Here is a 21,417-nt window from a genome sequence, read left to right as displayed (position 1 = left end):
GGAATTACAGTGCCGCCTTCTATCTTTTACGGCTGCGGCAGTAAAATCATGACGGAGACTTTGTTAACCATCCAACTATAAGATATTGCTTAATTAGCAACCGGAGATGCAAATGCGGCTGGGGGGATGCATCGCACTTGTTCTTGGGCTTGCCTGCACCGGCATCGTGCGGGCGGGCGAGAAGGCCGATGAACACAACATCACCTACAGATCCGGCATCTCCAGCGACACCAATTATTTCGCCGACACCAATCGCCTGAAGGCGGTGTCGCTGCGCACCGGGCTCGGGCTCAATGGAAAGATCGCTCTGGAAGGGGCGGAACTGCGGTATTCGCTCGATCACGAGGAGGTCCGCCTCCCCCGCTACCGCTTCGCCAATGAACACAACACCATTGCCACGCTGGGGCTGACCAGGCGGTTTTCCGAACGGCTGGAATGGGCGGTGGAACTGCGGGGTACGCGCAGCGATGCCGGCGATATCTTCATACATCTGCCGGAGGAAGACATTGGTTACCGGCAACTGGATCACAAGCTGGAGGCCTCCTCCCAGCTCGGCATTCTCGCGCTCGGCGGCAAGACCACGCTGACGGCGAGCGTTGCCAGCCTGATGAAGGGCAAGGCACGGTTCAAGCCCGCCTATTTCGAACCCACCCGCCTGGAGGCCAATGAAGCGCTTCTGTCGTTCAAGGCCGAGCATGAAAGGCCGCTGGCCGGTGGCGAGGCCGGGCTGACCCTTGCTTATGACCGCATCCTCGTGCCGGAAAGCCAGCAGGAGAGATATGAGCGTTTTCCGGCCAGCACGCTGCGCGGCTCGCTTGCCTATGGTTACAAATTCTCCGAGCACTTCGCGGTTCTGGCCGAGGCCGGCCTGACATCCATCTCCGGCGACGAAATCAGCGACAAGGTGAAGCGCACCAGGCCCTACCTTCGGGCGGAAGCGGAAGTGAAGGCGAGTGAAAGCATCGCCTTAGGTGCGGGCTTCTCGCAGGACTATGCGCTTTTTGACCCTGATGACCCCATTGCCGAGTTCCACCGCCGCTGGCAGTTTGTCGTAAAGAGCAAGCTTACCGACAGGCTGGGGCTCGATCTTTCGCTGCGGCGCGTCCACAAGGACTGGATCTATTATAATTACGACAGCAGCGAGCGCAGGCTGGTCGCCACGCTCTCCTTCGATACCGGCAGAAACAGCAAGCTGGAGGTGGAGTTCAACCGCCTTCTGCATGGCGAGCGCGACACCGATCTCTCCTATAGCGGCTCCAGCGTCACCTCGCGTTTCAGCGGCACCTTCTGAAACATTCGCTGGTCTGCACCGGCGCATTGTTATGGAAGAGCGCGGCAGGTCGAAATTCGGTCCCATTTTCTGCTAGAGTCAGACCTTCAAGATTCGAAGGCAGGACAGACCGGATAATGAAAAGACGTTTTTTGCTTCTCGCGGCCGGCCTGACCTCCGTTCCCGTCGCCGCCGTGGCGCATCCGCATATTTTCGCCGAAGCGCGCATGGAAATCGTCGAGGGGCCGAACGGCACCATTCAGGAAGTGCGCAACATCTGGCGCTTTGACGAGATGTTCTCTGCAAGCGTGGTGATGGATTACGACAAGAACAGCGACCTGAAGCTCGACAAGGACGAACTCGCCGAAATCGGCAATACCGTGCTGGAATCGCTTGCCGAATATTCCTACTACACCTTCATTACCGCCGACAGCAAACCGGTTGCGTTCGGAAAGCCGGAGGCCATTCACGTCGATTACAGGGACAACCAGATCCTGATGTTCTTTTCCGTGAAGCCGACCAAGCCGCTCGCCATCAAGGGCAAGCTCAGCTTCGGCGCCTGGGATCCGACCATGTATACGGCGATCGATTTTGCGAAAGACGCCGATCTGGCAACCGAAGGCAAGGATTTGAACGCCTGCAAGCACCATGTCGTCCGCCCCGATCCGGATGAAGTGCTCGCCCAGAACCAGAGCACCCTGACCGACGCCTTTTTCAACGATCCGACCGGCACCGACATGACCAAGATGTTCGCCACCCGGCTGGAGGTGACATGCTGAGCCGCAACGGGCGCCTGGCCGGCCAGCTGATGATCGTCGCCATCGGTCTCATTGCCGTTACCGGCGCCGCCCACGCCCAGTCACCGCTCGGCATCGGTTCGGCCGAACCGTCCTTCTCCGTCGGCGGCCCCTTTGCGCCGCTGATGCAGTGGATCAATGTGCACCAGCAGATGTTTTACCGGGCGCTGACCGGCGCGTTGAAAGCCATGCGCGAGGATGGCTGGGCGCTTGGCTCGCTGATCGGCCTTTCCTTTGCCTATGGTGTTTTCCATGCCGCCGGCCCCGGCCATGGCAAGGCGGTCATCTCCTCCTACATGATCGCCAATGAAACGCAGCTGAAACGCGGCATTCTCATTTCCTTCGTTTCCGCACTCCTCCAGGGTGCGGTGGCCATCGGCCTCGTCGGTGCTGCCTGGCTGGTGCTGCGCGGCACCTCCATCACCATGACGAAGGCCACGCAGGCCATGGAGATCGCCAGTTTTGCCATGGTGGCCCTGTTCGGCGCCTGGCTGCTGGTGCGCAAACTCTGGTCACTGCGCATCAGGCGCGAACCGGTCGCGATTTTCGCGGCGGCAGGGCAAGCGGCGGCAGCCAAGACCACCGGCATGGGTACGGGTCTAAGGTTTCAGGGCAAGCCGGTTTTTGCCGACCACGACCACAACGGCACCGGTGATCTCTGCACGGCGTGCGGCAAATCCCACGCGCCCGATCCCATGCTTCTGAAGGGCAAGAACTTCAGCCTGCACGAAGCATGGTCGGCCATCATCGCGGTGGGCCTCAGACCCTGCTCGGGCGCCATCATCGTCATGAGCTTTGCGCTCCTGAACGGGCTCTATCTCGGCGGCGTGCTCTCGGTCCTCGCCATGTCGCTCGGCACCGCCATCACCGTGTCGCTGCTTGCCATCATGGCCGTATCGGCCAAGGGTCTTGCCGTGCGCTTCGCCGGCCCCGGAAGCCGCAAGGCGGCGGGCATCAGCCACGCGATCGAGATCGCCGGTGCGCTGTTCGTGTTGCTGATGGGCCTGATGCTGCTCGGCGCGTCGCTTCAGCTCTAGGGCATTTCCAGTAAAACTGCGCAGCCTGCCCTAGCCGTCACGACGGCGCTGATAACGGGCGCGCAGCCAGAACAGCAGGAAGAAACAGAGCACCGCCACCGTGCCGAAGGCGGCCGCAAGCCAGGGCGAATAATTTCCCAGCCACAGCATGATTTTCGGCATGACGTAAAACACCAGTCCGAAGCCGATGATGATGAGGACGGCGGCAACGGCCGGGGACCCGTCCTTTTTCTGCGGCGTGGGCTTGTCAGGCGCTGGCATTGGCAAGCTCCGCACGAATATCCTCAAGCTTGCGCTTCTGTGTGCCGTCAGCGGAGAAATTTTCCGGCGAAAGCCAGATTTCAAAGGCCCTGCCGATCAGCGGCCATTCACCGTCGATCATCGAGAACCACGCCGTATCGCGGTTTGCACCCTTCGAGATCATATGCTGGCGGAAAACGCCCTCGAAGGTGAAACCATACCGTTTCGCCGTGATCTTGGAGGGTTCGTTGTCGTTATGGCATTTCCACTCGTAGCGACGGTAACCCAGATCCTCGAAAACATGTTTCGCCATCAGGTAATGGGCCTCGGTGGAAAGCGGTGAACGCTTCATCTTCGCGCCATGGGCGACTGAGCCCACCTCGACGACGCCATTGGCGGGATCGGGCCGCATGTAGCTCGCCATGCCGACGATATCGCCGGTGGCGTTTTCAATGAAGACCAGCGTGACCCAGTTGAGCTTCTCACCCGCGCTCAACAACCAGTCGCCGAAAGCGTCGGCATTGGGAAAGGCGCTTTGCGGGAAATATTTGAGGAGCGTATTCGTCCCCTCGCCGCCAAGGGCCGCCCAGAGTCTCGCAAGATGCCTGTCGCGATCAAACGGCTCCGCCGTCACATAATGGCCCTTCAGCGTCACCGGCTGCGGCGCCGGACATCCCCTAAAATCATTCAGATCGCGCATTCTCTTCCCCATTGTCTGGGAGAAGGATTAGGCCAAGCGGGGCGGGATGACAACCGGGAAGTGGCGTGTATTGCTGTGGCCGTCGGCAGTTGGGGTTATGCCTTGGTGGGTGCGGCTCACCCCGCTCTGCCCTGCCGGGCATCTCCCCCTCAAGGGGGGAGATCAGCCAGAATGAAACGCTCGCTCCCTCGCAACGTTGAAGATGGCCGAGAGGTCGCTCCGGGTCGATCCCCCCCTTGAGGGGGAGATGCCCGGCGGGGCAGAGGGGGGTGAGCCACACGCTCAAACCCTCATGCTCAAGCCCAAAGCACTACCTCAAACCTTCGCAGCCACCACCGTCGCCTCGATATGATCGACCAGCGCATCCGGCAGCCCAAGCCGTCCGGCGAGAAGGTCGAGATAACCGCGTTCCGCCCGCGTATCGGCCTCAATGGCAAGGCGCGAGGCGGTGTAGATTTCCACCTTCTGCTCTTCGGTGCGGGCAGCGGCGACCAGCGCGTCAATATCGAGCGGGTCGGCCAGTTCCTTTTCGAGGAAACGTTCCGCTTCCGTGTCGAGGCCGGAGACCTGCACCTTTTCCATGATGTTGGCGCGCTCGTTCTCGTCGATATGACCGTCGGCCTTGGCCGCAGCAATCATCGCCTGAATGAGCTTCAGCGCAAAATCGTTGGAAAGGGCGGGAGATTGCGGATGGAAGGCGGAATCGGCCGGCGGCGCCAGAAGCTCCGGCTCGGGTTTCGGCGCGACTTCCGGCTTCTCACCGGATTTGTAGTTCTTGTAGGCGAGATAACCTAGACCGGCGATGGCCGCGACGCCGCCGATGGTGGCGACATTGCCGGCAAGCTTGCGGCCGGTCTTGGTGCCCAGAATGGCGGCGGCGAGCGCACCGGCCTTCAAGGGATTGTTCTTGGCGATATCGGCGGCCTGCCCGGCTCTGTCACGGACGCTTCCCGAAAGGCCCGGCACCTGTGAGCCGAGGAATTGTTCAAGAAGCTTCTTGGCGTCGAACATCAAAATCTCCTGTAAGGGTCAAATCTACAGGGGAGATAGGAAGTCGTGGCGCGAATACAAATGTCAAACCCGCTCACGCCTTCGTGAACGGGTTTGAAGACGTGCAGATCAGCCGCGCAGGGCTGCGGCTTCGGCGGCAAGCTTGGTAATACCAGCCCAGTCGCCGGTCGCCACCAGTTCACGCGGGGCAACCCAGGAACCGCCAACGCACACCACATTCGGCAGAGACAGATAATCATTGGCGTTCTTGAGCGAGACGCTGCCGGTCGGGCAGAACACCGTGCCGGCGAGCGGCGAGGACAGTGCCTTGAGATAAGGCGCGCCACCGGCCTGTTCGGCGGGGAAGAACTTCAGCACCTTGTAGCCCTCGTCGCGCAGCGCCATGACCTCGCTTGCGGTGGCAGCGCCTGGAAGCAAAGGCACCTTGGAGCCGCGTGCGGCCTCGAGCACGCTTTTGTTGATGCCGGGGCTGACGATGAAGGTGGAACCCGCTTCCGCCGCCGCTTCGAAATCCTTCGCATTGAGGATGGTGCCGGCGCCGACATTGGCGCCTTCCACTTCCGCTGCGACCGCGCGGATAGCGTCGAGTGCGGCGGGCGTGCGCATGGTGATTTCGATTGCCTTCAGGCCACCTGCGACGAGGGCGCGCGCGAGCGGCACGGCGGAAGCGGCATCATCCACGATCAGCACCGGAACGACCGGCTGGAGTTTGAGGATGGAGAGCAGTTTTTCGGAGTCCTGGGCCAAGATGAGCCTCCCTTACGCGATTGAACCGATTGAAATCCCGTTTACCGATTAGCCTGCCCCGGCTTTGATGTCGAGGCATGACGGGGCCATTTTTTATCCAGATACTTCAATCAATTCGCTTCTTCGCGACCTCATCTTGCGATAATCTGGCGCACCAGTTTGCGGAGACAGCATGGCCAAGGAAATTGAACGGAAGTTTCTTGTTGCAGGCGGTGAATGGCGCAATGAGGTCACGCATAGCATGGCTTTTCGGCAGGCATATGTCGCCTCGCTGGAAAATCGTTCCGTCAGGGTCAGGATCGTCAACGGACGTGACGCGACACTGACGATCAAGATCGGCGCAAGCGCGCTTGTCCGCGACGAATATGAATATTCCATTCCCCTCAAAGACGCGGAAGAGATGATGGCAAGCGCGCCGGGGGTGGTGATCGAAAAGACGCGCCACACCGTCGATCACGGCGGCTTCACCTGGGAAATCGATGTTTTCGAAGGCCGATATCAGGGACTGGTGGTGGCAGAGGTGGAGATGGACGACGAGAATGCCGATCCGGATCTGCCCTCCTGGCTTGGCAGGGAAGTGACGGGCGACCGCCGCTTTTCCAACCAGTCGCTGGCCACGGACAATCCGCATGGAGAATTGTCGGATGCCTTTCAGAATTGACCCTAAAAAGCCCTTTGACGACGAAATCCGTCGTGCCGGGCTGGAACTGATCGACGATGCGATAACCATCCTTCGTGACCGGCCGTCCGGCCCGCACGAAGCGGTGCATGACGCCCGCAAGCGGTTCAAGCGGCTGCGCGCGCTCTACCGCCTCGTTGCCAGGGGTGCGCCCGATTTCAGCCGTGAGGAAAACGCCCGTTTCCGCGACATCGCCCGCTCGCTCGCCTTTGCGCGCGATGCGACGGCACTGGTGGAGACGGCGGATTATCTCGAACCTTTCGCGCTCTCCGATGCGCAGGGCAAGGCGCTGCGTTCCATCGCGGCGATGCTGCGCAAGCGCCGCGATCACGCCATCGAACATGAGGCAGGCCTCGACGACGCCATTTCGGCGGCCATCGCCGGATGCGAGGCGGGACGCGAGAGGCTGAAGGCGCTGTCGCTGACGGACGAGGTGAAAGACACCACGCGGCTGGTGAGAACCAGCTGGTCAAAGCAGAGAAAACGGGCGCGCCAGGCGCTTGCCGACTGTCACGACCATGCCGACGTCGAGCATTTCCATGAATTGCGCAAGGCCGGGCAGGCCTACTGGATGCATCTCGGCCTGCTGCGCCGCATCTGGCCCTCCGCCATGCGCGCAAAAAGGGCCGATACCAAAAGGCTGGTCGACATACTCGGCCATGAGCACGATCTCTCCGTCCTTGCCGCCGTCGCCGATCGGGAGCCGGAGCGTTTCGGCAATGGCGAAAGGCTCGCCCTGCTTCTCGATGCGATCATCCAGAGGCAGCAGGCGCTGCGCACAGAAGGTCTTCAGCTGGCAAACGAAGTCTTCTCCGAATCCGCTGGCACGGAAAGCCGCATCGTCGGCCTCCTGTGGCGGCATGCGGGGAAATAGGAGGGAAGGCGACGAAGGGAACGCCCCACCCACTCGACGTCATCCTCGGGCTTGTCCCGAGGATTTGCAACGTTTCGATTTTGCGCGGCGTGATTAGATCCTTGGGACAAGCCCAAGGATGACGGAAGAGGGGTTTTGCGGTCTCACCAACGCGGATTTAAGTGACGAACCGCCCCACATTTTGCTCCCTTTGTCCGATATCTGACGATTTTCAAAATACCGGCGATGGCGGATAAATATTGCTTTGCGGCCGCCGTCGCTGTATTTCAGCGCCCATGACCGACACCACCATTCTCCCCCGCCCGGACGTCGCCCCTGGCATTATTGGCGATTTCCTTGTGGCAGCGCTTTATCATTTCGCCCGCCTGCCGCGGTTCGAAAGCCTGCGCGAGCCATTGTTCGAGCTCTGCCAGATAAATGGCGTCAAGGGCACGCTGCTTCTGGCGGCCGAAGGCATCAACGGCACCATTGCCGGGCCGGATGCGGGCGTTCGCGCCGTGCTTGCCTTCCTGCGCGCCCAGCCGGAATTTGCCGCTCTGGAGCACAAGGAAAGCCGCGCGTCGGGCATGCCCTTCGTGCGCATGAAGGTGAAGCTCAAGAAAGAGATCGTCACCATGGGCGTGCCGGATATCGATCCGAACCGCATCGTCGGCACCTATGTCGAGCCGCGCGACTGGAACGGGCTGATCTCAGACCCCGATACCATCGTCATCGATACGCGCAACGACTACGAGACCGCCATCGGCCTCTTCAAGGGCGCGGTCGATCCGAAGACCAAGACGTTCCGCGAGTTTCCCGACTGGGTGAAGAACAATCCCGGCCTGCACAACAAGCCGAAGATCGCCATGTATTGCACCGGCGGCATTCGCTGCGAAAAGGCGACCGCCTTCATGAAGGAACAGGGCTTCGACGAGGTCTATCACTTGAAAGGCGGCATCCTCAAATATCTGGAGGAAGTGCCGGAGGAAGAGAGCCTGTGGGAAGGCGCCTGCTTCGTGTTCGACGAGCGCGTCTCGGTGGTTCACGGGCTGGCGGAAGGCGACCACAAGCTCTGCCATGCCTGCCGCAACCCGATCACGCCGGAAGTACGGTTATCCCCGCTGTTCGAGGAAGGCGTTTCCTGCCCGAGCTGTTACGACGACCGGACAGAAGAGGACCGCCAGCGCTTCCGCGACCGGCAGCAGCAGATCGAACTGGCCAAGAAGCGCGGCGAGCGGCATCTGGGTCGGTAACGGGTCGGCAGTAAACGCAGCCGGACACCAGATGGTTAACCTTTCCTGCGTCATCCTCGGGCCTGACCCGAGGATCCATTGTCGCGGTTGATGTGGGTCCTCGGGTCAAGCCCGAGGATGACCTCGAATATGGAGGAAGCGCCTGTCCGCCGTAAGCCTGCGCAAGTAAAGCCAGCTGCTTACGCCCCTGCCCGAAGCGCAAACAGCGGCGCCGTCTGCTCCTCCAGCATGGCGGTGACGACTTCGGCGGCGACGGGTTTCGAGAACAGGTAACCCTGCAACTCGTCGCAACCGCACAGATGCAGGATGGCCGCCTGTTCTTCCGTCTCGACACCCTCCGCGGTGACCGGGATATCGAGCGATTTCGCCAGCGCCACCGTCGCCTGCAGCATTTGCAGAGAGCGTCCGCCCTTTTCGAGCGCCATGATCAGCGAGCGGTCGATCTTCATGCGGTCGAAACCGAAGCGGCGCAGATAGCCGACACTTGCAAAGCCGGCCCCGAAATCATCGAGCGCTATGTGCAGGCCAAGCTGTTTCAGCTTGTCGATCGCCGCACTTGCCCGTTCCGGATGCTGGATGAAATATCCCTCCGTCATCTCCAGCCGCAGCCTTTCGGTCGGCGTCTGCGTGGCGGCGAGAATATCCGCCACATGGCGGGAGAAGGCGGGATTGCGGAACTGCACGGGTGAGATATTCACCGAAAGCTTGATGGAGGGCCATTGCGCCGCCGTCTCGCAGGCCTTGTGCAGGACGATAAGGCCGAGCCGGTCGATGAGGCCGCTGGTCTCGGCAGCAGCGATGAAGATATCCGGCGGCACGAAGCCGTATCCCGGTCTCTGCCAGCGGGCTAGCGCTTCCACCCCGGTGATGCAGCGCGTGGCGGCGCTGACGACCGGCTGGTAGACCACCGTTATTTCGTCATTCAGAATGGCGTGGCGCAGATCCGCCTCAAGCTGCAGCTTTTCTTCGCGCAGCGCATCCATTTTCAGCTCGTAGGAGACGTAACGCCCGCGCCCGTTTTCCTTGGCCTGATACATGGCCATGTCGGCGCGGCGCAGCAGTTCCTCACCATTGATATCGCCGGCCCTCGAAACCGAGGTACCGATGCTGCAACCGATGCTCGCCACCCGCTCCCCGATGCTGAAGGGCTCGGTGAAAAGTTCAAGCAGCGCCTGACAGAGTTTGCGGCCCTCCGACCATACGTCATTGCCCTGAATGGCAATGGCGAATTCATCGCCGCCAAGCCGCGCCAGCACGGCACCTTCCGGCACCAGCACCCTCAGCGCCGCCGCCACGCCCTTGATCAGCCTGTCGCCAGCAGCATGGCCGTAGGAATCGTTGATCTCCTTGAAGCCATCGAGATCGAGGTAAAGCAGCTTGATGTCCGTCTTGTCCTGCCGGGCCTTGCCCACCATGCGGTTCAGCTTGGAAAACAGGCCGGCGCGGTTGCTGAGCCCGCTCAGGCGATCGCGCAGGGCCTCCTCCCGCGCCGCCGCTTCATCGGCCTTCAGCCGGTCAAGCGTGGCAGAGCCGATGATGAGAAGGACGAGAAAGAACGTTCCCGCAATGCCGAGCGCGGTAAAGACGACCGGGCGCGCATCATGAAAGCTGACATCCCCCGGCAGATGCGAGCGCCAGACGAGCCGCGCCAGCACATCGCCCAGCGGGTTGACGATATCCACATGGTTTTCGGCAGGCCCGTCGCCATATTCCAGTTGCAGCCCGTCGATGACGTAATTGCGGGCGAGCTTGTCCACTGTCGCCTGCGTGAGATGGCGCGCAAAAATCAGATAACGCCGCTCGGAACCGACCGGCGGCAATGCTCCCGATTTCAACCGTACCAGCGCCACGCCTGCGGCGGCGATGCCATCGCGCGTTTTGACGAAACCGGTCACCTGAGAGGTAATGCCTGGCCGCATGGACTGAACGCGCTCGATCATTTCCCTGACGCCGCCAGAGAAATAACTCTGCGACTTCCAGGAGGCTGGCTTGCCGTTCTGATAGGCCATGCGGACCTTGCCGTCCTCGTCGAGCACGACGGCGGTATCGAAAAGCTCGTTGTTGACCGTCATGTCGCCATAATTGCTGGCCACCCAGTCGAAGCGGTCAGGGGCATACACATATTCCGCCGCGTCGTCCCAGGCGGCATAGTCGTTCAGGGTCGCGCCTAGCTGGTCGCGGAAGGTGACGAGGGCGCCGGCCGTCGTCTCGCGCGAACGGGCGTTGTCGAGCAAATTCGCCTTTTCCCTGACCTGGCTCAAGGCGGACAGGACGAGCGCGGTGACGATGAGAAGCACGAGCGCGAATGTGGACAATACGACGCCCACGGCCGTTCTACGCCCGACCGGCAGGTATTCCCCAATGTTTCGCGGCGCAATCCGCATAAAATCCCCTTCGAAAGCATCATCTTGCGAAGGAAACATTCAGAAGCCGTTAAACCGGATTGTGACGCGGCCCCAAAAAACAACGGGTATAAAACGACAGTCAGGGTAAAAACCTGAAAAATCCTTCCCCGAAATCATGGGGGGTTTTCAGAAAACGTGGTTGCACGCGGGCCCAAAAACAAAAAACCTCCCCCGTAACCGGGAGAGGTCGTCATTTTTGCCGTAACCGACAGGATTACCAGGACGGGATGACCGTGCCGTTGTACTTCTCCAGAATGAAGGCCTTCACTTCCGGGCTGTGGTAGGATTCGACCAGCGTCTTCACCCAGGGCTTGTCCTTGTCCTGCGCGCGGACGGCGATGATGTTGGCGTAAGGGGACTTTTCGCTTTCGATGGCGATGGCGTCCTTCTTCGGGTTCAGGCCGGCAGCCGTCGCATAGTTGGTGTTGATGACAGAGGCATCGGTGTCGTCAAGCGAGCGCGGCAGCTGGGCAGCATCAAGCTCGACGATCTGGATGTTCTTCGGGTTTTCGGTGATGTCGGCAGGCGTTACCTTCAGGCCGGCTTCTTCCTTGACCTTGATCACGCCCTTGGAAGCGAGAACCAGCAGCGCGCGGCCGCCATTGGTCGGGTCGTTCGGAATGCCGACGGTCGCGCCGTCCTTCAGTTCGTCAAGGTTCTTCACCTTCTTCGAATAAACGCCCATCGGGGTGGTGATGGTGGTGCCGACGCTGACGAGATCGAACTTGCGGTCGGCGATCTGGTTGTCGAGGTAAGGCTGGTGCTGGAAGGAGTTGGCCTGAAGTTCGCCATCGTTCAGCGCCTGGTTCGGCACGACATAGTCGGAGAATTCGACGATGTCGATGTCCAGACCCTTGGTCGCCGCGATCTTCTTGACCTGCTCCATGATCTGCGCGTGCTCGGCGGGGGTTACGCCGATCTTGATGGTCTCGGCCAGCGCCTGACCGGCGGTGAAGAGAGCGGCGAGCGAAGCCGCGAGGATGATTTTCTTCATGGGTGTCTCCTTGGGTTTGTTATTCTTGGGATTGTTATTCTTGGGATTGTTGTTCTTGAACGGCTTTATCAGTTTTTGCGGGTCCGCTTGTCGAAGCTGCGGGCAAGGCGGTCACCGGCGCTCTGCACCAGCTGCACCAGCACGATGAGCACCAGAACCACAGCCAGCATCACGTCAGGCATGAATCGCTGGTAACCGTAGCGAATGCCGAGGTCTCCCAGCCCGCCGCCGCCGACAGCGCCGACCATCGCCGAATAACCGATAAGGCTGACGAGCGTGAGTGTCAGCGCCAGCGTGATGCCGGGCTTGGCTTCGGCCAGCAGGACTTTCGTGACGATCTGCAACGGTGTCGCGCCCATGGCGCGGGCGGCCTCGATCAGGCCCTTGTCCACCTCGCGGATCGCCGCCTCCACCAGCCTTGCAATGAAAGGCACGGTGGCGACCGTGAGCGGCACGATGGCGGCGCTGGTGCCGATCGATGTGCCGGCCACCAGCCGGGTGAAAGGAATGATCGCCACCACCAGAATGATGAAGGGTGTGGAGCGCGCCGCGTTGACGACGAGGCCGAGAATGCGGTTCGTCATCGGCGCGGGGAACAGTTCGCCCTTGCCGCTGGTGGCGAGGAAAACGCCCATCGGCACACCGATGATCGAACCGACGATGCCGGCGACCGCGACCATGTGCAGCGTTTGCAGAAGGCCCTTCAATAGAAGGTTGAAAATCATATCAGGCGACATAACCGAGCACCTCCGTGTGAAGACCGGTCTCAGTATAAAAGCGGCTGGCGCGGGCGGTGATTTCCGCTGTGGCCGGATAGGAGACAACCAGCGAACCGAAGGGTTCGCCGGAAATTTCCTCGATGGTGCCGGCAAGGATGTTCACATCGGGGCCGATCTCGGCCACAAGCCGGGCGGTCAGCGGCTGGAAAGCCGTTTCGCCGAAGAACACCAGCCGCACGAGAACGCGGTCACCTTCCGCAGCTTCCGGCTTCAAGCCCGAAGTCACCCAATGCGGCAGCTTCACGCCGACCGAGGACGACAGCAGGCTGCGGGTCGTCTCGTGTTTCGGTGCGGTGAAGATATCGAAGGTACGGCCTTGCTCGACGATCAGGCCCCTGTCGATGACCGCCACCTGCGAGGCAATGGTCTTCACCACCTCCATCTCATGGGTAATGAGCAGAACGGTGAGCCCCAGTTCGGCATTGATGCGCTTCAGAAGCTCGAGGATGGACTGGGTCGTCTCCGGGTCGAGCGCCGACGTCGCCTCGTCGGACAACAGCAGCTTGGGTTGCGTGGCAAGCGCGCGGGCGATGCCGACACGCTGCTTCTGACCACCGGAAAGTTCCGCCGGATAACGCTTCGCCTTGTCGGAAAGGCCGACCAGATCGAGCAGCGGTGCAACCCTGGTTTCGATCTCCCTCTTGCCGAGACCGGCGATTTCGAGCGGCAGCGCCACATTGTCGAAAGCGGTGCGCGACGACAGGAGATTAAAATGCTGGAAGATCATGCCGACGGAACGGCGCAGCGTCCGCAGGCTCTTCTCATCAAGGGCTGCAACATCGACGCCATCGACGATGACGCGGCCGGAGGAGGGTTTTTCAAGACCGTTGGCAAGGCGGATAAGGGTGGATTTGCCCGCACCGGAACGGCCGATGATGCCGGTGATGGAGCCCTTCGGCACGGTGTAATCGATGCCGGCAAGGGCTGCGAAGCCCGGCTTGCCATCGGCACCGCCGAATGTCTTGGTCACGCCTTCGAACGTGACCATCGGGTCCTTGACCGCCAGTTCTGAAACCGCCTTCGGCGGGGTCGCGGGCGATGCCGCGCTGGATTGAAAACTCATTGAAAACTCTGGGAAAACGCGTGACGGATCGGGTCTCAAAAAATCCTGTTGCGGCAGACAGCCGCTCTCTTCATGCGGCCGGATGGCACATTCGATGACAGCTGATTTTCCGGGTGACTGTCCGGGTCATTTCGTCAGGCTTTCACTCAAGAGATGCCGGGGATCGGCATTTCGATGGCGCATACTTGCCCGCAGGCGCCATCTTTTAACAGGGATGATTTTTCAATTATCTGAAATCAGAGGAAAAATCTACCGCAAAGCCGTCATTGCGACCTTGCGGCGGTCAAGACTTTGCGAGTGCCCTGGAAATCAGACGCGGCTCGCAAATTCCTCGATCGGGCGGCGGACCTTCTTCAGGTTCACCAGCCAGTCGCCTTCCGACTGACGATATCCGAGCGGCAGGATGGTGACGGAGCGCAGGCCCTTTGCACGAAGGCCAAGGATTTCATCCAGCTTTGCCGGATCGAAACCTTCCATCGGGGTGGAATCGACACCCTCGAAAGCGGCCTGCGCCACGGCCATGCCGAAACCAATATAGGCCTGACGGGCAGCATGTTCGAAATTCACCTGCTCGTCACGCTGCGGATAGGAAGAGAGCAGCATCTGGCGATAGGATTCCCATCCCTCATTCCGGATACCGCGTTCCTCATTGACCAGATCGAACATGTGGTTGATCCGCTCTTCAGTGTAGTTATCCCACGCCGCAAACACCAGAAGATGCGAACCCTCGGTAACCTGCGCCTGGTTCCAGGCGATTTCGCGGATCTTTGCGCGCACTTCCGGATCGGTGACGACGATCACTTCGAACGGCTGCAGACCGCTGGACGTGGGCGCAAGCCGCGCCGCCTCGACGATGCGCTCGACCTTGTCTTCCGCAACAGTCTTGGAAGGGTCCATTTTCTTGGTGGCGTAACGCCAGTTGAGTTTTTCGATAAGCATGTTCGTTTTCCCTGGGAGGACCAACCCGCCCTGCCCCTTGGATGCCAGAACGGGTGCTACGCCTTCGTAGCCCGTCTGACATAGGAGGCGGGATGGCGGACGCAAGCAGGCACCGCGGGGTAACCGATAAAAAAGTTTGGAAAACTGATAATAAGGGGAAAGAACTTTATGGCGGCGGGCGCTGGCACGTCGCCTGCTACCGGATGCGGGGCGTAAAGTTCATGCACGGCCGCCCCCCCAACCCTCATTCCTGTGCTCGTCACAGGAATCCAGCCGACACGCGTCTGCGTGGCGGAAAGACTCCTCTCAGCCCAAGGACTTGGGCTGACTGGATCCCTGTGACGAGCACAGGGATGAGGAGGCGCATTGTTCGAATGCTGACCATGGCGAGAGACCGGTGCCCTAGGGCGTCGCCTCACCCCTTCGCCAAACCGTGATTGCCCTTGGGGAAATTGGACGCCAAGGCGCTGTACCATTTGCCGCTGTTCTTCAGCGTCCGCACCTGCGTGTCATAATCCACATGCACGAGGCCGAAGCGCATGCGATATCCCTCGGCCCATTCGAAATTATCCATCAGGCTCCAGGCGAAATAACCGCGCATCGGGTAGCCGTCCTTCAGCAGATCGGCGACGATGCCGAGGTGTTCGGCATAATAATCCAGCCGCGGCTGGTCATCCACCACGCCATTTTCGACACCCATATTATAGCAGGCGCCGTTTTCGGTGATGTAGCAATCCGGCAGTTCATAGCGCTTGTAGAGGTCTTCCACCAGCGACTTGAGCGCCGGGGCATAGACCTCCCATCCGATATCGGTCTTCACGTCGCTGATAGCGGGGGCCGGTGTGGTGGCAGGGAATTCCGCACCTTCGGTAGCGTCGTCGGCGACGCGCATCGGCGTATAATAATTCAGGCCCCACCAGTCGAGCTTCTGGCTGATGATGGAAAGGTCTTCCGCCTCCACCACCGGCATGCGGCCACCCAGCGCTTCCATCATCTCGGCCGGATATTCACCCTTGAAGACCGGATCGAAGAAGGCGCCATTGTGGAATTGGAATGCCCGCTCAGCGGCCTTGAGATCGGCCTCGCTGTCGGAGGCGGGAATGACTGAATGGGCGTTGAGCACCAGCCCCACAGGCACTTTCGGCGCCACATGGCGAGATGCCTCGACACCGAAACCATGGGCGAGATTGATGTGATGCATGGCGGCAAGGGCGGCCTCCATGTTGCGCTCGCCCGGCGCGTGAATGCCATAGAGATGGCTGAGCCATACCGCACACCACGGCTCGTTGAAGGTCGCCACCGCATCCAGCCGGTCGCCGAGCCTTGCCATGACCGTCTTGGCATAACGCTGGAAAGCATGGGCCGTGGAACGCGAGGCCCAGCCGCCATCACCCATCAGCGTCAGCGGCAGGTCCCAATGGTAAAGTGTCGCATAGGTCTTGATACCGCGCGCCTTGCAGCCATCGACGAGGCGGTCGTAAAAATCCAGCCCCTTCTCGTTGATCGGCCCGAAACCATCCGGAATGATGCGCGGCCAGGCGATGGAAAAACGATAGGCCTCGACGCCCATGTCCTTGATGAGATCGAGATCCTGCTCCCAGCGATTATAGTGATCGCAGGCAATATCGCCATTGTGACGCTCGAAGACGTGACCCGGCATGTTGCAGAAGGCATCCCAGATCGAGGGCTTGCGGCCATCTGCCCTGGTCGAGCCTTCGATCTGAAAGGAGGCAGTTGCGACTCCAAACAGGAAATCCCCGGGGAAACGGGCTGCTAGCGCTTTGGGATCGGTCATCGGAGAGGCCCTTTCATCATCCATCGAGCGGGAAAAGATCAGCAGCGGTTTAGACCATGTGGGGAAATAGGTACAGAAGCGAATGAGCAAAATCTGCAACGTTTCAGCAGCGCGTCGCCGTCAATCCAAAGCGCTTTAGATGCACGGGCGCCACAACAGCGCTGCCGTGGCGGCAGGAGGGAATGGCCCGGCAAATGCGGGTGCAAATCAGTGTGGTGAAAGTTTTGCAATTGCCGGGCCGCATCTTCGGACCGTCGCCGGCCCTTTGGTTTCAGCCTTTTCACGGCACCTACCGGTTCAGCCCCTCCCGCCTCTGGCCCGGCGGGATGCCTTTCCGGAACATGGTCTGCCAGAACCATGCTTGTCGATGCCGGCCGCCGGTCCGCAAAAGGCGCCGCGCGTATCGCCCTTCCGTTCCGGTTGCAGGGGAATGATGCGACGGAATGGGCGGGTGGGAATGGAAGGGGAGATATTTTGCGGCAAGTGATTGGCGAGGAAGGATGTGCGGAGCGAGACTGTCCGCGCCTGACAAAGATGAGGCTCAACTTGGCCCGCGACCTCGACGTCATCCTCGGGCTTGACCCGAGGATCCACAACTCGGCACACCATGGATCCTCGGGTCGAGCCCGAGGATGACGTCGCGTGTGCCGTGACGAGGATCGTCAAACCGAAACGACGAAAGCGGGAGATGTTCCCCCGCCTTCTTTTTTGGAAACAAGGATCCGGTCAAACGTAACGGTTGACCACGTTCTCCAGATATTCCTGACGACCGGATTTCGGCTCGGGATTGATATCCTCGCGCTCCACCAGTGCCGCGATCTCGTCGAGCTTCAGCTCGCCGCGCAGCATCTTCTGGGCCTGAGGGGCGTCCCACCCGGCGTAACGTTCCGCAAGCGGCTTGGACAGCGCGCCGTCCTCGACCATTTTCGCCGCCGCCTTCAGGCCGCGGGCGCAGCAATCCATGCCGCCGATATGGCCGATCAGCAAATCCTGCGGATCGAGCGACTGGCGGCGCAGCTTGGCATCGAAATTGGTGCCGCCATTCTTGAAGCCGCCACCGGCCAGCACGTGGTAATAGGCAAGCGCCATTTCCGGCACATTGTTGGGGAACTGGTCGGTATCCCAGCCGGACTGGTAATCGTTGCGGTTCATGTCGATGGAGCCGAAAATGCCGAAGGCATTGGCGAGAGCCAGTTCATGCTCGAAGGAGTGGCCGGCGAGGATGGCGTGGCCCTGCTCGATATTGACCTTCACTTCCTTTTCCAGACCGTTCTTCTGCAGGAAGGCATAAACGGTGGCGACATCGTAGTCATACTGGTGCTTGGTCGGCTCCTGCGGCTTCGGCTCGATCAGGATCGTGCCTTCGAAACCGATCTTGTATTTATATTCCACCACCAGATTGAGGAAACGGCCCATCTGGTCCAGCTCGCGGGAAAGATCGGTGTTGAGCAGGGTTTCGTAACCCTCACGGCCGCCCCACAGAACATAGTTCGCGCCGCCGAGCTTCTTGGTGGCGTCGAGGCAGGTTTTCACCGTGGCGGCGGAGAAAGCGAAGACATCCGGGTCCGGATTGGTGGCCGCGCCCGACATGAAGCGGCGGTTGGAGAAGAGGTTTGCCGTGCCCCAGAGAAGCTTGACGCCGGTCTGAGCCTGCTTTTCAGCAAAATAATCGACGATCTCGTTGAGATTCTTCGTGTTTTCAGCAAAATTCCGGCCTTCCGGGCGCACATCCGCATCATGGAAGCAATAGAAGGGCGAACCGAGCAGCGAGAAGAATTCGAAGGCGACATCGGCCTTCAGCTTGGCGGCCTGCATGGTGTCTTCGAACCAGGGACGCTGAAACGTCTGGCCACCGAAGGGGTCGCCACCCGGCCAGGTGAAGGTGTGCCAATAGGCAACCGAGAAACGCAGATGATCCTCCATGCGCTTGCCGGCGACGATCTCGTCGGGATTGTAATGGCGGAAGGCGAGTGGGTTGGTGCTGTCGGGGCCTTCATATTTGATCTTGCCGATATCGCCGAAAAAACCTGTGCTCATGGGGATCCTCCTTGGTTGGTTGAAATGATGGAGGGCGTGGTTACCCCCCTCTGTCCTGCCGGACATCTCCCCCTCAAGGGGGGAGATCGAATTGTTGGGCCGTCCCGCCCACCTCTATCGTTGCATCTGAAGTGATGAGCGTAGCGCCTTGCCGATCTCCCCCCTTGAGGGGGAGATGCCCGGCAGGGCAGAGGGGGGGTAAGCGGCGAACGCGAAGCCTCAATGCGAAAGCGCCCTGATCGCCGGGTAAAGCCCGTGATACCGCCGGTAAGCCTCCTCATAGGCGCCGCCAAGCGCCGCCACCGGCTCGATCGTCCGCGCCGTCTCCGGCTGGGAGCAGACCGCCACCGGATTGGCACCGGTTGCGGCGATAAGGCCGAGACGAGCTGCGCCGAAAGCCGCGCCGAAATCACCTTCCGCCGGAATATCCACGGGCACGCCGAGCGAAGTCGCAATCGAGGCCAGCCAATAGGCCGAGCGTGAGCCGCCGCCGATGGCGGTGACGCGGGAAATGGAGGTGCCGGCTGATTTCAGCGCTTCCAGATTGTCGCGGATGGCGAAGGTAACCCCTTCCAGCACCGCCTGCGTCAGCGCCTTGCGGTCGCTTTCATGGGAAAGGCCTATGAAGGAACCACGAATGGCGGCGTCATTATGCGGCGTGCGCTCACCGGAAAGATAGGGCGCGAAGGTCACGCCGGTCGGGGCCAGAAGTTCGTCGCCCAGTTCGCCTGTCAGGTCGGCTGCGGACTTGCCGGTGAGGCGCGAATACCAGTTGAGCGCATCGGTGGCGGACAGAATGACGCCCATCTGGTGCCAGGTGTTGGGCAGCGCATGGCAGAAGGCGTGAACGGCGCTTTCCGGCTTCGGCAAATAGGAGGCGTTGGCGGCAAACAGCACACCGGAGGTGCCAAGCGACACGAAGGCGTGGCCTTCCTTCACCGTGCCCATGCCGCAGGCGGAAGCCGCATTGTCGCCGGCACCGCCGGCAACCACGACCCGGCCAGAAATACCCCATTCGGAGGCGAGTTCGGACCGCAGCACACCCGCCTCATCGGTGCCTTCCACCAGCGACGGCATGTGTTTTTCATCCAGCCCGGTGGCGGAGAGAAGCGCGGCAGACCACTTGCGCGCGCCGGTGTCAAGCCAGGAGGTGCCGGCGGAGTCGGACATTTCGGAGATATATTCGCCGGTCAGCCACAGCCGCAGATAATCCTTCGGCAACAGCACCTTGGCCACTTTCGCGAAGATTTCAGGTTCGTTCTTCGCCACCCAGGCAAGTTTCGGCGCGGTGAAGCCGGGGAAGACGATATTGCCGGTGATCTTGCGGAAGCGCGGATCGGCGTCGAGTTCGGCAGCCTCGGCATAGGAGCGCGTATCGTTCCACAGAATGCACGGGCGCAGCACCTTGCCGGCAGCGTCGATCAGCGTCGCGCCATGCATCTGGCCGGAAAGGCCGATGCCTTTGACGGCGGCCAGCTCCTTCGGAAACTTCTGCTTCAGCCCGGTGATCGCGGTCTGGGCGGCAGCGATCCAGTCGGCCGGGTTCTGTTCCGACCAGCCGTGATGCGGGCGCGAAACGTCCAGCGATCCGTTGGCCGAGCCGATGATCTTCTGATCGCCGTCCATCAGCAGGGCTTTGATGCCGGATGTTCCAAGATCGAGACCGAGATACATGTATTTCTCCATTCCGGCGCTCCATGCGCCAAAGTTCATGCGGTTTTCTCAGGGCAGATTGTCCCTGAGGAATATGTCGATACGGATACGTTCCTGCGCGGCGATGACAGGCTGGCCATCGGCGCGGGCCTTCAGCACCCGGATGGCGCTGCGCACCTCATGACCGGCATCCTGGTTGAGCACGGCGTCGAGCACCCCTTCCCGCAGCGCATTGGCGGTGTTTTCCGTAAGCTCATGTGCAATGACCGAGAGTGGCCTCTCGTCGCCCGAAGCCCTGAGTGCCCGGATGAGACCGCGATTACCCGCGCCAAGGCTGTAGATGCCGGAAAGCGCACCATTGCCCATCGCCTCGGTGACCAGCGCCTCGACGGCTGCGGGATCGTCCCTGCCCTCCAGCACCGGCAGAAGCTGCAATTCCGGAAATTCACTTTCGATGACGGTGCGAAAACCTTCAAGGCGCTCCCGATGGTCGCGCACCAGCATGGAGCCGGCGACCACCGCAATATCGCCGCCGCGCCCGGAGAGGAAACGCCCCATGAGGCTTGCCGCCGTGCGCCCCGCCGCGACGTTGTCAACGCCGGCATAATGGTCGCGCCGCGAGCCGGAGAGATCGGAAACCAGCGTGACGCTGGCGATGCCGTCATCCGCCAGCCGGTCTGCCGCTTCGGCCACATCTTCTGAATCGGTGGCGACGAAAGCGACGCCCGAGGGTTTTTCCCGCCGCGCAACCTCCAGCGCTTCGGTCAGCGCCGCAGCATTGAAGGGCGGCACCTCGATGATGCGGATTGCCGTGCGTTCCAGATGGGCGCGGCTGGCTGCGGCCCGTACCTCGGCCCGCAACGTCGCCATGAAAGAATTGTCGTTGCCGGGCAGGATGAAGACCAGCGAATAGTTGCGGCCCTTGGCCAGATTGGCGGCGGCGATATCGCGCACATAACCAAGCTCGGCAATCGCCGCCTCCACCCGCGCGCGGGTGGCCGCATGCACGCCGGGGCGCATGTTCAGCACACGGTCTATGGTGGCGAGGCTGACGCCCGCCCTCTCGGCGATGTCGTGAACTGTCGGCTTCATGGTTCCTCCCCTCGCCTTTGAATATCCAGCTTTGAGGGCGAGGTAAACCGAAAAATGATGTACGTACCTCATA

19 protein-coding genes and 1 pseudogene are annotated in these 21,417 nt (G+C 61.0%); 6 read left to right on the top strand and 14 right to left on the bottom strand.

Going from position 1 to position 21,417, the window contains the following annotated elements:
- The first annotated feature begins 112 nt into the window (after positions 1-112).
- The 3 genes from JZY08_RS24660 to JZY08_RS24650 all read left to right on the top strand — a co-directional run bounded on the left by JZY08_RS24660 (position 113) and on the right by JZY08_RS24650 (position 3,104).
- Positions 113-1,291, top strand: a complete 1,179-nt coding sequence (locus tag JZY08_RS24660; RefSeq protein ID WP_216332047.1) for a hypothetical protein — start codon at positions 113-115, stop codon at positions 1,289-1,291.
- A gap of 116 nt (positions 1,292-1,407) precedes the next feature.
- Positions 1,408-2,049: a DUF1007 family protein gene (locus JZY08_RS24655; RefSeq protein WP_003499153.1), complete on the top strand. Its 642-nt coding sequence runs from the start codon at positions 1,408-1,410 to the stop codon at positions 2,047-2,049.
- Positions 2,043-3,104: a nickel/cobalt transporter gene (locus JZY08_RS24650; RefSeq protein WP_216332045.1), complete on the top strand. Its 1,062-nt coding sequence runs from the start codon at positions 2,043-2,045 to the stop codon at positions 3,102-3,104. The genes JZY08_RS24655 and JZY08_RS24650 overlap by 7 nt, the downstream gene beginning before the upstream one ends.
- A gap of 30 nt (positions 3,105-3,134) precedes the next feature.
- Here the strand turns inward: JZY08_RS24650 and JZY08_RS24645 are convergent, their stop codons facing one another.
- The 4 genes from JZY08_RS24645 to JZY08_RS24630 form a co-directional block, all read right to left on the bottom strand.
- Entirely contained in the window at positions 3,135-3,365 is a 231-nt protein-coding gene (locus JZY08_RS24645) for a hypothetical protein (RefSeq protein ID WP_003499149.1), read from the bottom strand.
- Positions 3,352-4,044 carry a GNAT family protein gene (locus tag JZY08_RS24640; protein WP_216332043.1) on the bottom strand — a complete coding sequence of 231 codons (693 nt, stop codon included), beginning with the start codon at positions 4,042-4,044 and terminating at the stop codon, positions 3,352-3,354. The genes JZY08_RS24645 and JZY08_RS24640 overlap by 14 nt, the downstream gene beginning before the upstream one ends.
- Before the next feature lie 315 nt (positions 4,045-4,359).
- On the bottom strand, positions 4,360-5,055 hold the full coding sequence (locus JZY08_RS24635; protein WP_082184874.1) for a tellurite resistance TerB family protein: 696 nt from the start codon (positions 5,053-5,055) through the stop codon (positions 4,360-4,362).
- Between the two features lie 108 nt (positions 5,056-5,163).
- Entirely contained in the window at positions 5,164-5,802 is a 639-nt protein-coding gene (locus JZY08_RS24630; protein WP_003499143.1) for a 2-dehydro-3-deoxy-phosphogluconate aldolase, read from the bottom strand.
- 172 nt (positions 5,803-5,974) lie between these two features.
- Here JZY08_RS24630 and JZY08_RS24625 point away from each other — a divergent pair, with 172 nt between their 5' ends.
- The 3 genes from JZY08_RS24625 (at position 5,975) to JZY08_RS24615 (ending at position 8,587) form a co-directional block, all read left to right on the top strand.
- Positions 5,975-6,463 carry a CYTH domain-containing protein gene (locus JZY08_RS24625; RefSeq protein ID WP_216332041.1) on the top strand — a complete coding sequence of 163 codons (489 nt, stop codon included), beginning with the start codon at positions 5,975-5,977 and terminating at the stop codon, positions 6,461-6,463.
- Positions 6,447-7,355 (top strand): CHAD domain-containing protein, encoded by a 909-nt coding sequence (locus JZY08_RS24620; RefSeq protein WP_003499138.1) that lies wholly within the window; start codon positions 6,447-6,449, stop codon positions 7,353-7,355. The genes JZY08_RS24625 and JZY08_RS24620 overlap by 17 nt, the downstream gene beginning before the upstream one ends.
- A 275-nt stretch (positions 7,356-7,630) precedes the next feature.
- Complete coding sequence (locus tag JZY08_RS24615; RefSeq protein WP_082184876.1) at positions 7,631-8,587, top strand: rhodanese-related sulfurtransferase; 957 nt, start codon at positions 7,631-7,633, stop codon at positions 8,585-8,587.
- A gap of 179 nt (positions 8,588-8,766) precedes the next feature.
- Here JZY08_RS24615 and JZY08_RS24610 read toward each other — a convergent pair whose 3' ends face one another.
- The 10 genes and pseudogenes from JZY08_RS24610 to JZY08_RS24570 form a co-directional block, all read right to left on the bottom strand.
- A complete protein-coding gene (locus tag JZY08_RS24610) occupies positions 8,767-11,010 on the bottom strand; it encodes an EAL domain-containing protein (protein ID WP_216332040.1) in 2,244 nt (747 codons plus the stop codon).
- 196 nt (positions 11,011-11,206) lie between these two features.
- Entirely contained in the window at positions 11,207-11,986 is a 780-nt protein-coding gene (locus JZY08_RS24605; RefSeq protein WP_142170202.1) for a MetQ/NlpA family ABC transporter substrate-binding protein, read from the bottom strand.
- A gap of 68 nt (positions 11,987-12,054) precedes the next feature.
- On the bottom strand, positions 12,055-12,723 hold the full coding sequence (locus tag JZY08_RS24600) for a methionine ABC transporter permease (protein ID WP_035226075.1): 669 nt from the start codon (positions 12,721-12,723) through the stop codon (positions 12,055-12,057).
- Positions 12,713-13,828, bottom strand: coding sequence for a methionine ABC transporter ATP-binding protein (locus tag JZY08_RS24595; protein ID WP_216332039.1), 1,116 nt, complete (start codon positions 13,826-13,828; stop codon positions 12,713-12,715). The genes JZY08_RS24600 and JZY08_RS24595 overlap by 11 nt, the downstream gene beginning before the upstream one ends.
- Before the next feature lie 309 nt (positions 13,829-14,137).
- Entirely contained in the window at positions 14,138-14,767 is a 630-nt protein-coding gene (locus tag JZY08_RS24590) for an NAD(P)H-dependent oxidoreductase (protein ID WP_082184878.1), read from the bottom strand.
- Between the two features lie 415 nt (positions 14,768-15,182).
- Positions 15,183-16,562, bottom strand: a complete 1,380-nt coding sequence (locus tag JZY08_RS24585) for a GH1 family beta-glucosidase (protein WP_216332038.1) — start codon at positions 16,560-16,562, stop codon at positions 15,183-15,185.
- A gap of 726 nt (positions 16,563-17,288) precedes the next feature.
- The gene (xylA, locus tag JZY08_RS24580; protein ID WP_216332037.1) at positions 17,289-18,599 is read right to left on the bottom strand and encodes a xylose isomerase; all 1,311 of its coding nucleotides are present in this window, start codon (positions 18,597-18,599) and stop codon (positions 17,289-17,291) included.
- A 39-nt stretch (positions 18,600-18,638) separates the two neighbouring features.
- Positions 18,639-18,806, bottom strand: a pseudogene (locus JZY08_RS27650) (riboflavin biosynthesis protein RibD); the annotation flags it as partial.
- A 12-nt stretch (positions 18,807-18,818) separates the two neighbouring features.
- Positions 18,819-20,273: a xylulokinase gene (gene xylB, locus JZY08_RS24575; RefSeq protein ID WP_216333515.1), complete on the bottom strand. Its 1,455-nt coding sequence runs from the start codon at positions 20,271-20,273 to the stop codon at positions 18,819-18,821.
- 48 nt (positions 20,274-20,321) lie between these two features.
- Positions 20,322-21,344, bottom strand: coding sequence for a LacI family DNA-binding transcriptional regulator (locus tag JZY08_RS24570; protein WP_216332036.1), 1,023 nt, complete (start codon positions 21,342-21,344; stop codon positions 20,322-20,324).
- Positions 21,345-21,417: the final 73 nt, after the last annotated feature.

This window comes from Rhizobium sp. X9, assembly GCF_018873185.1.
In the GTDB taxonomy this organism is placed as follows: Bacteria; Pseudomonadota; Alphaproteobacteria; order Rhizobiales; family Rhizobiaceae; genus Agrobacterium; species Agrobacterium oryzihabitans.
Note: the sequence above shows the minus strand (reverse complement) of the source record. Positions and strands in the feature narration are given on the sequence as shown.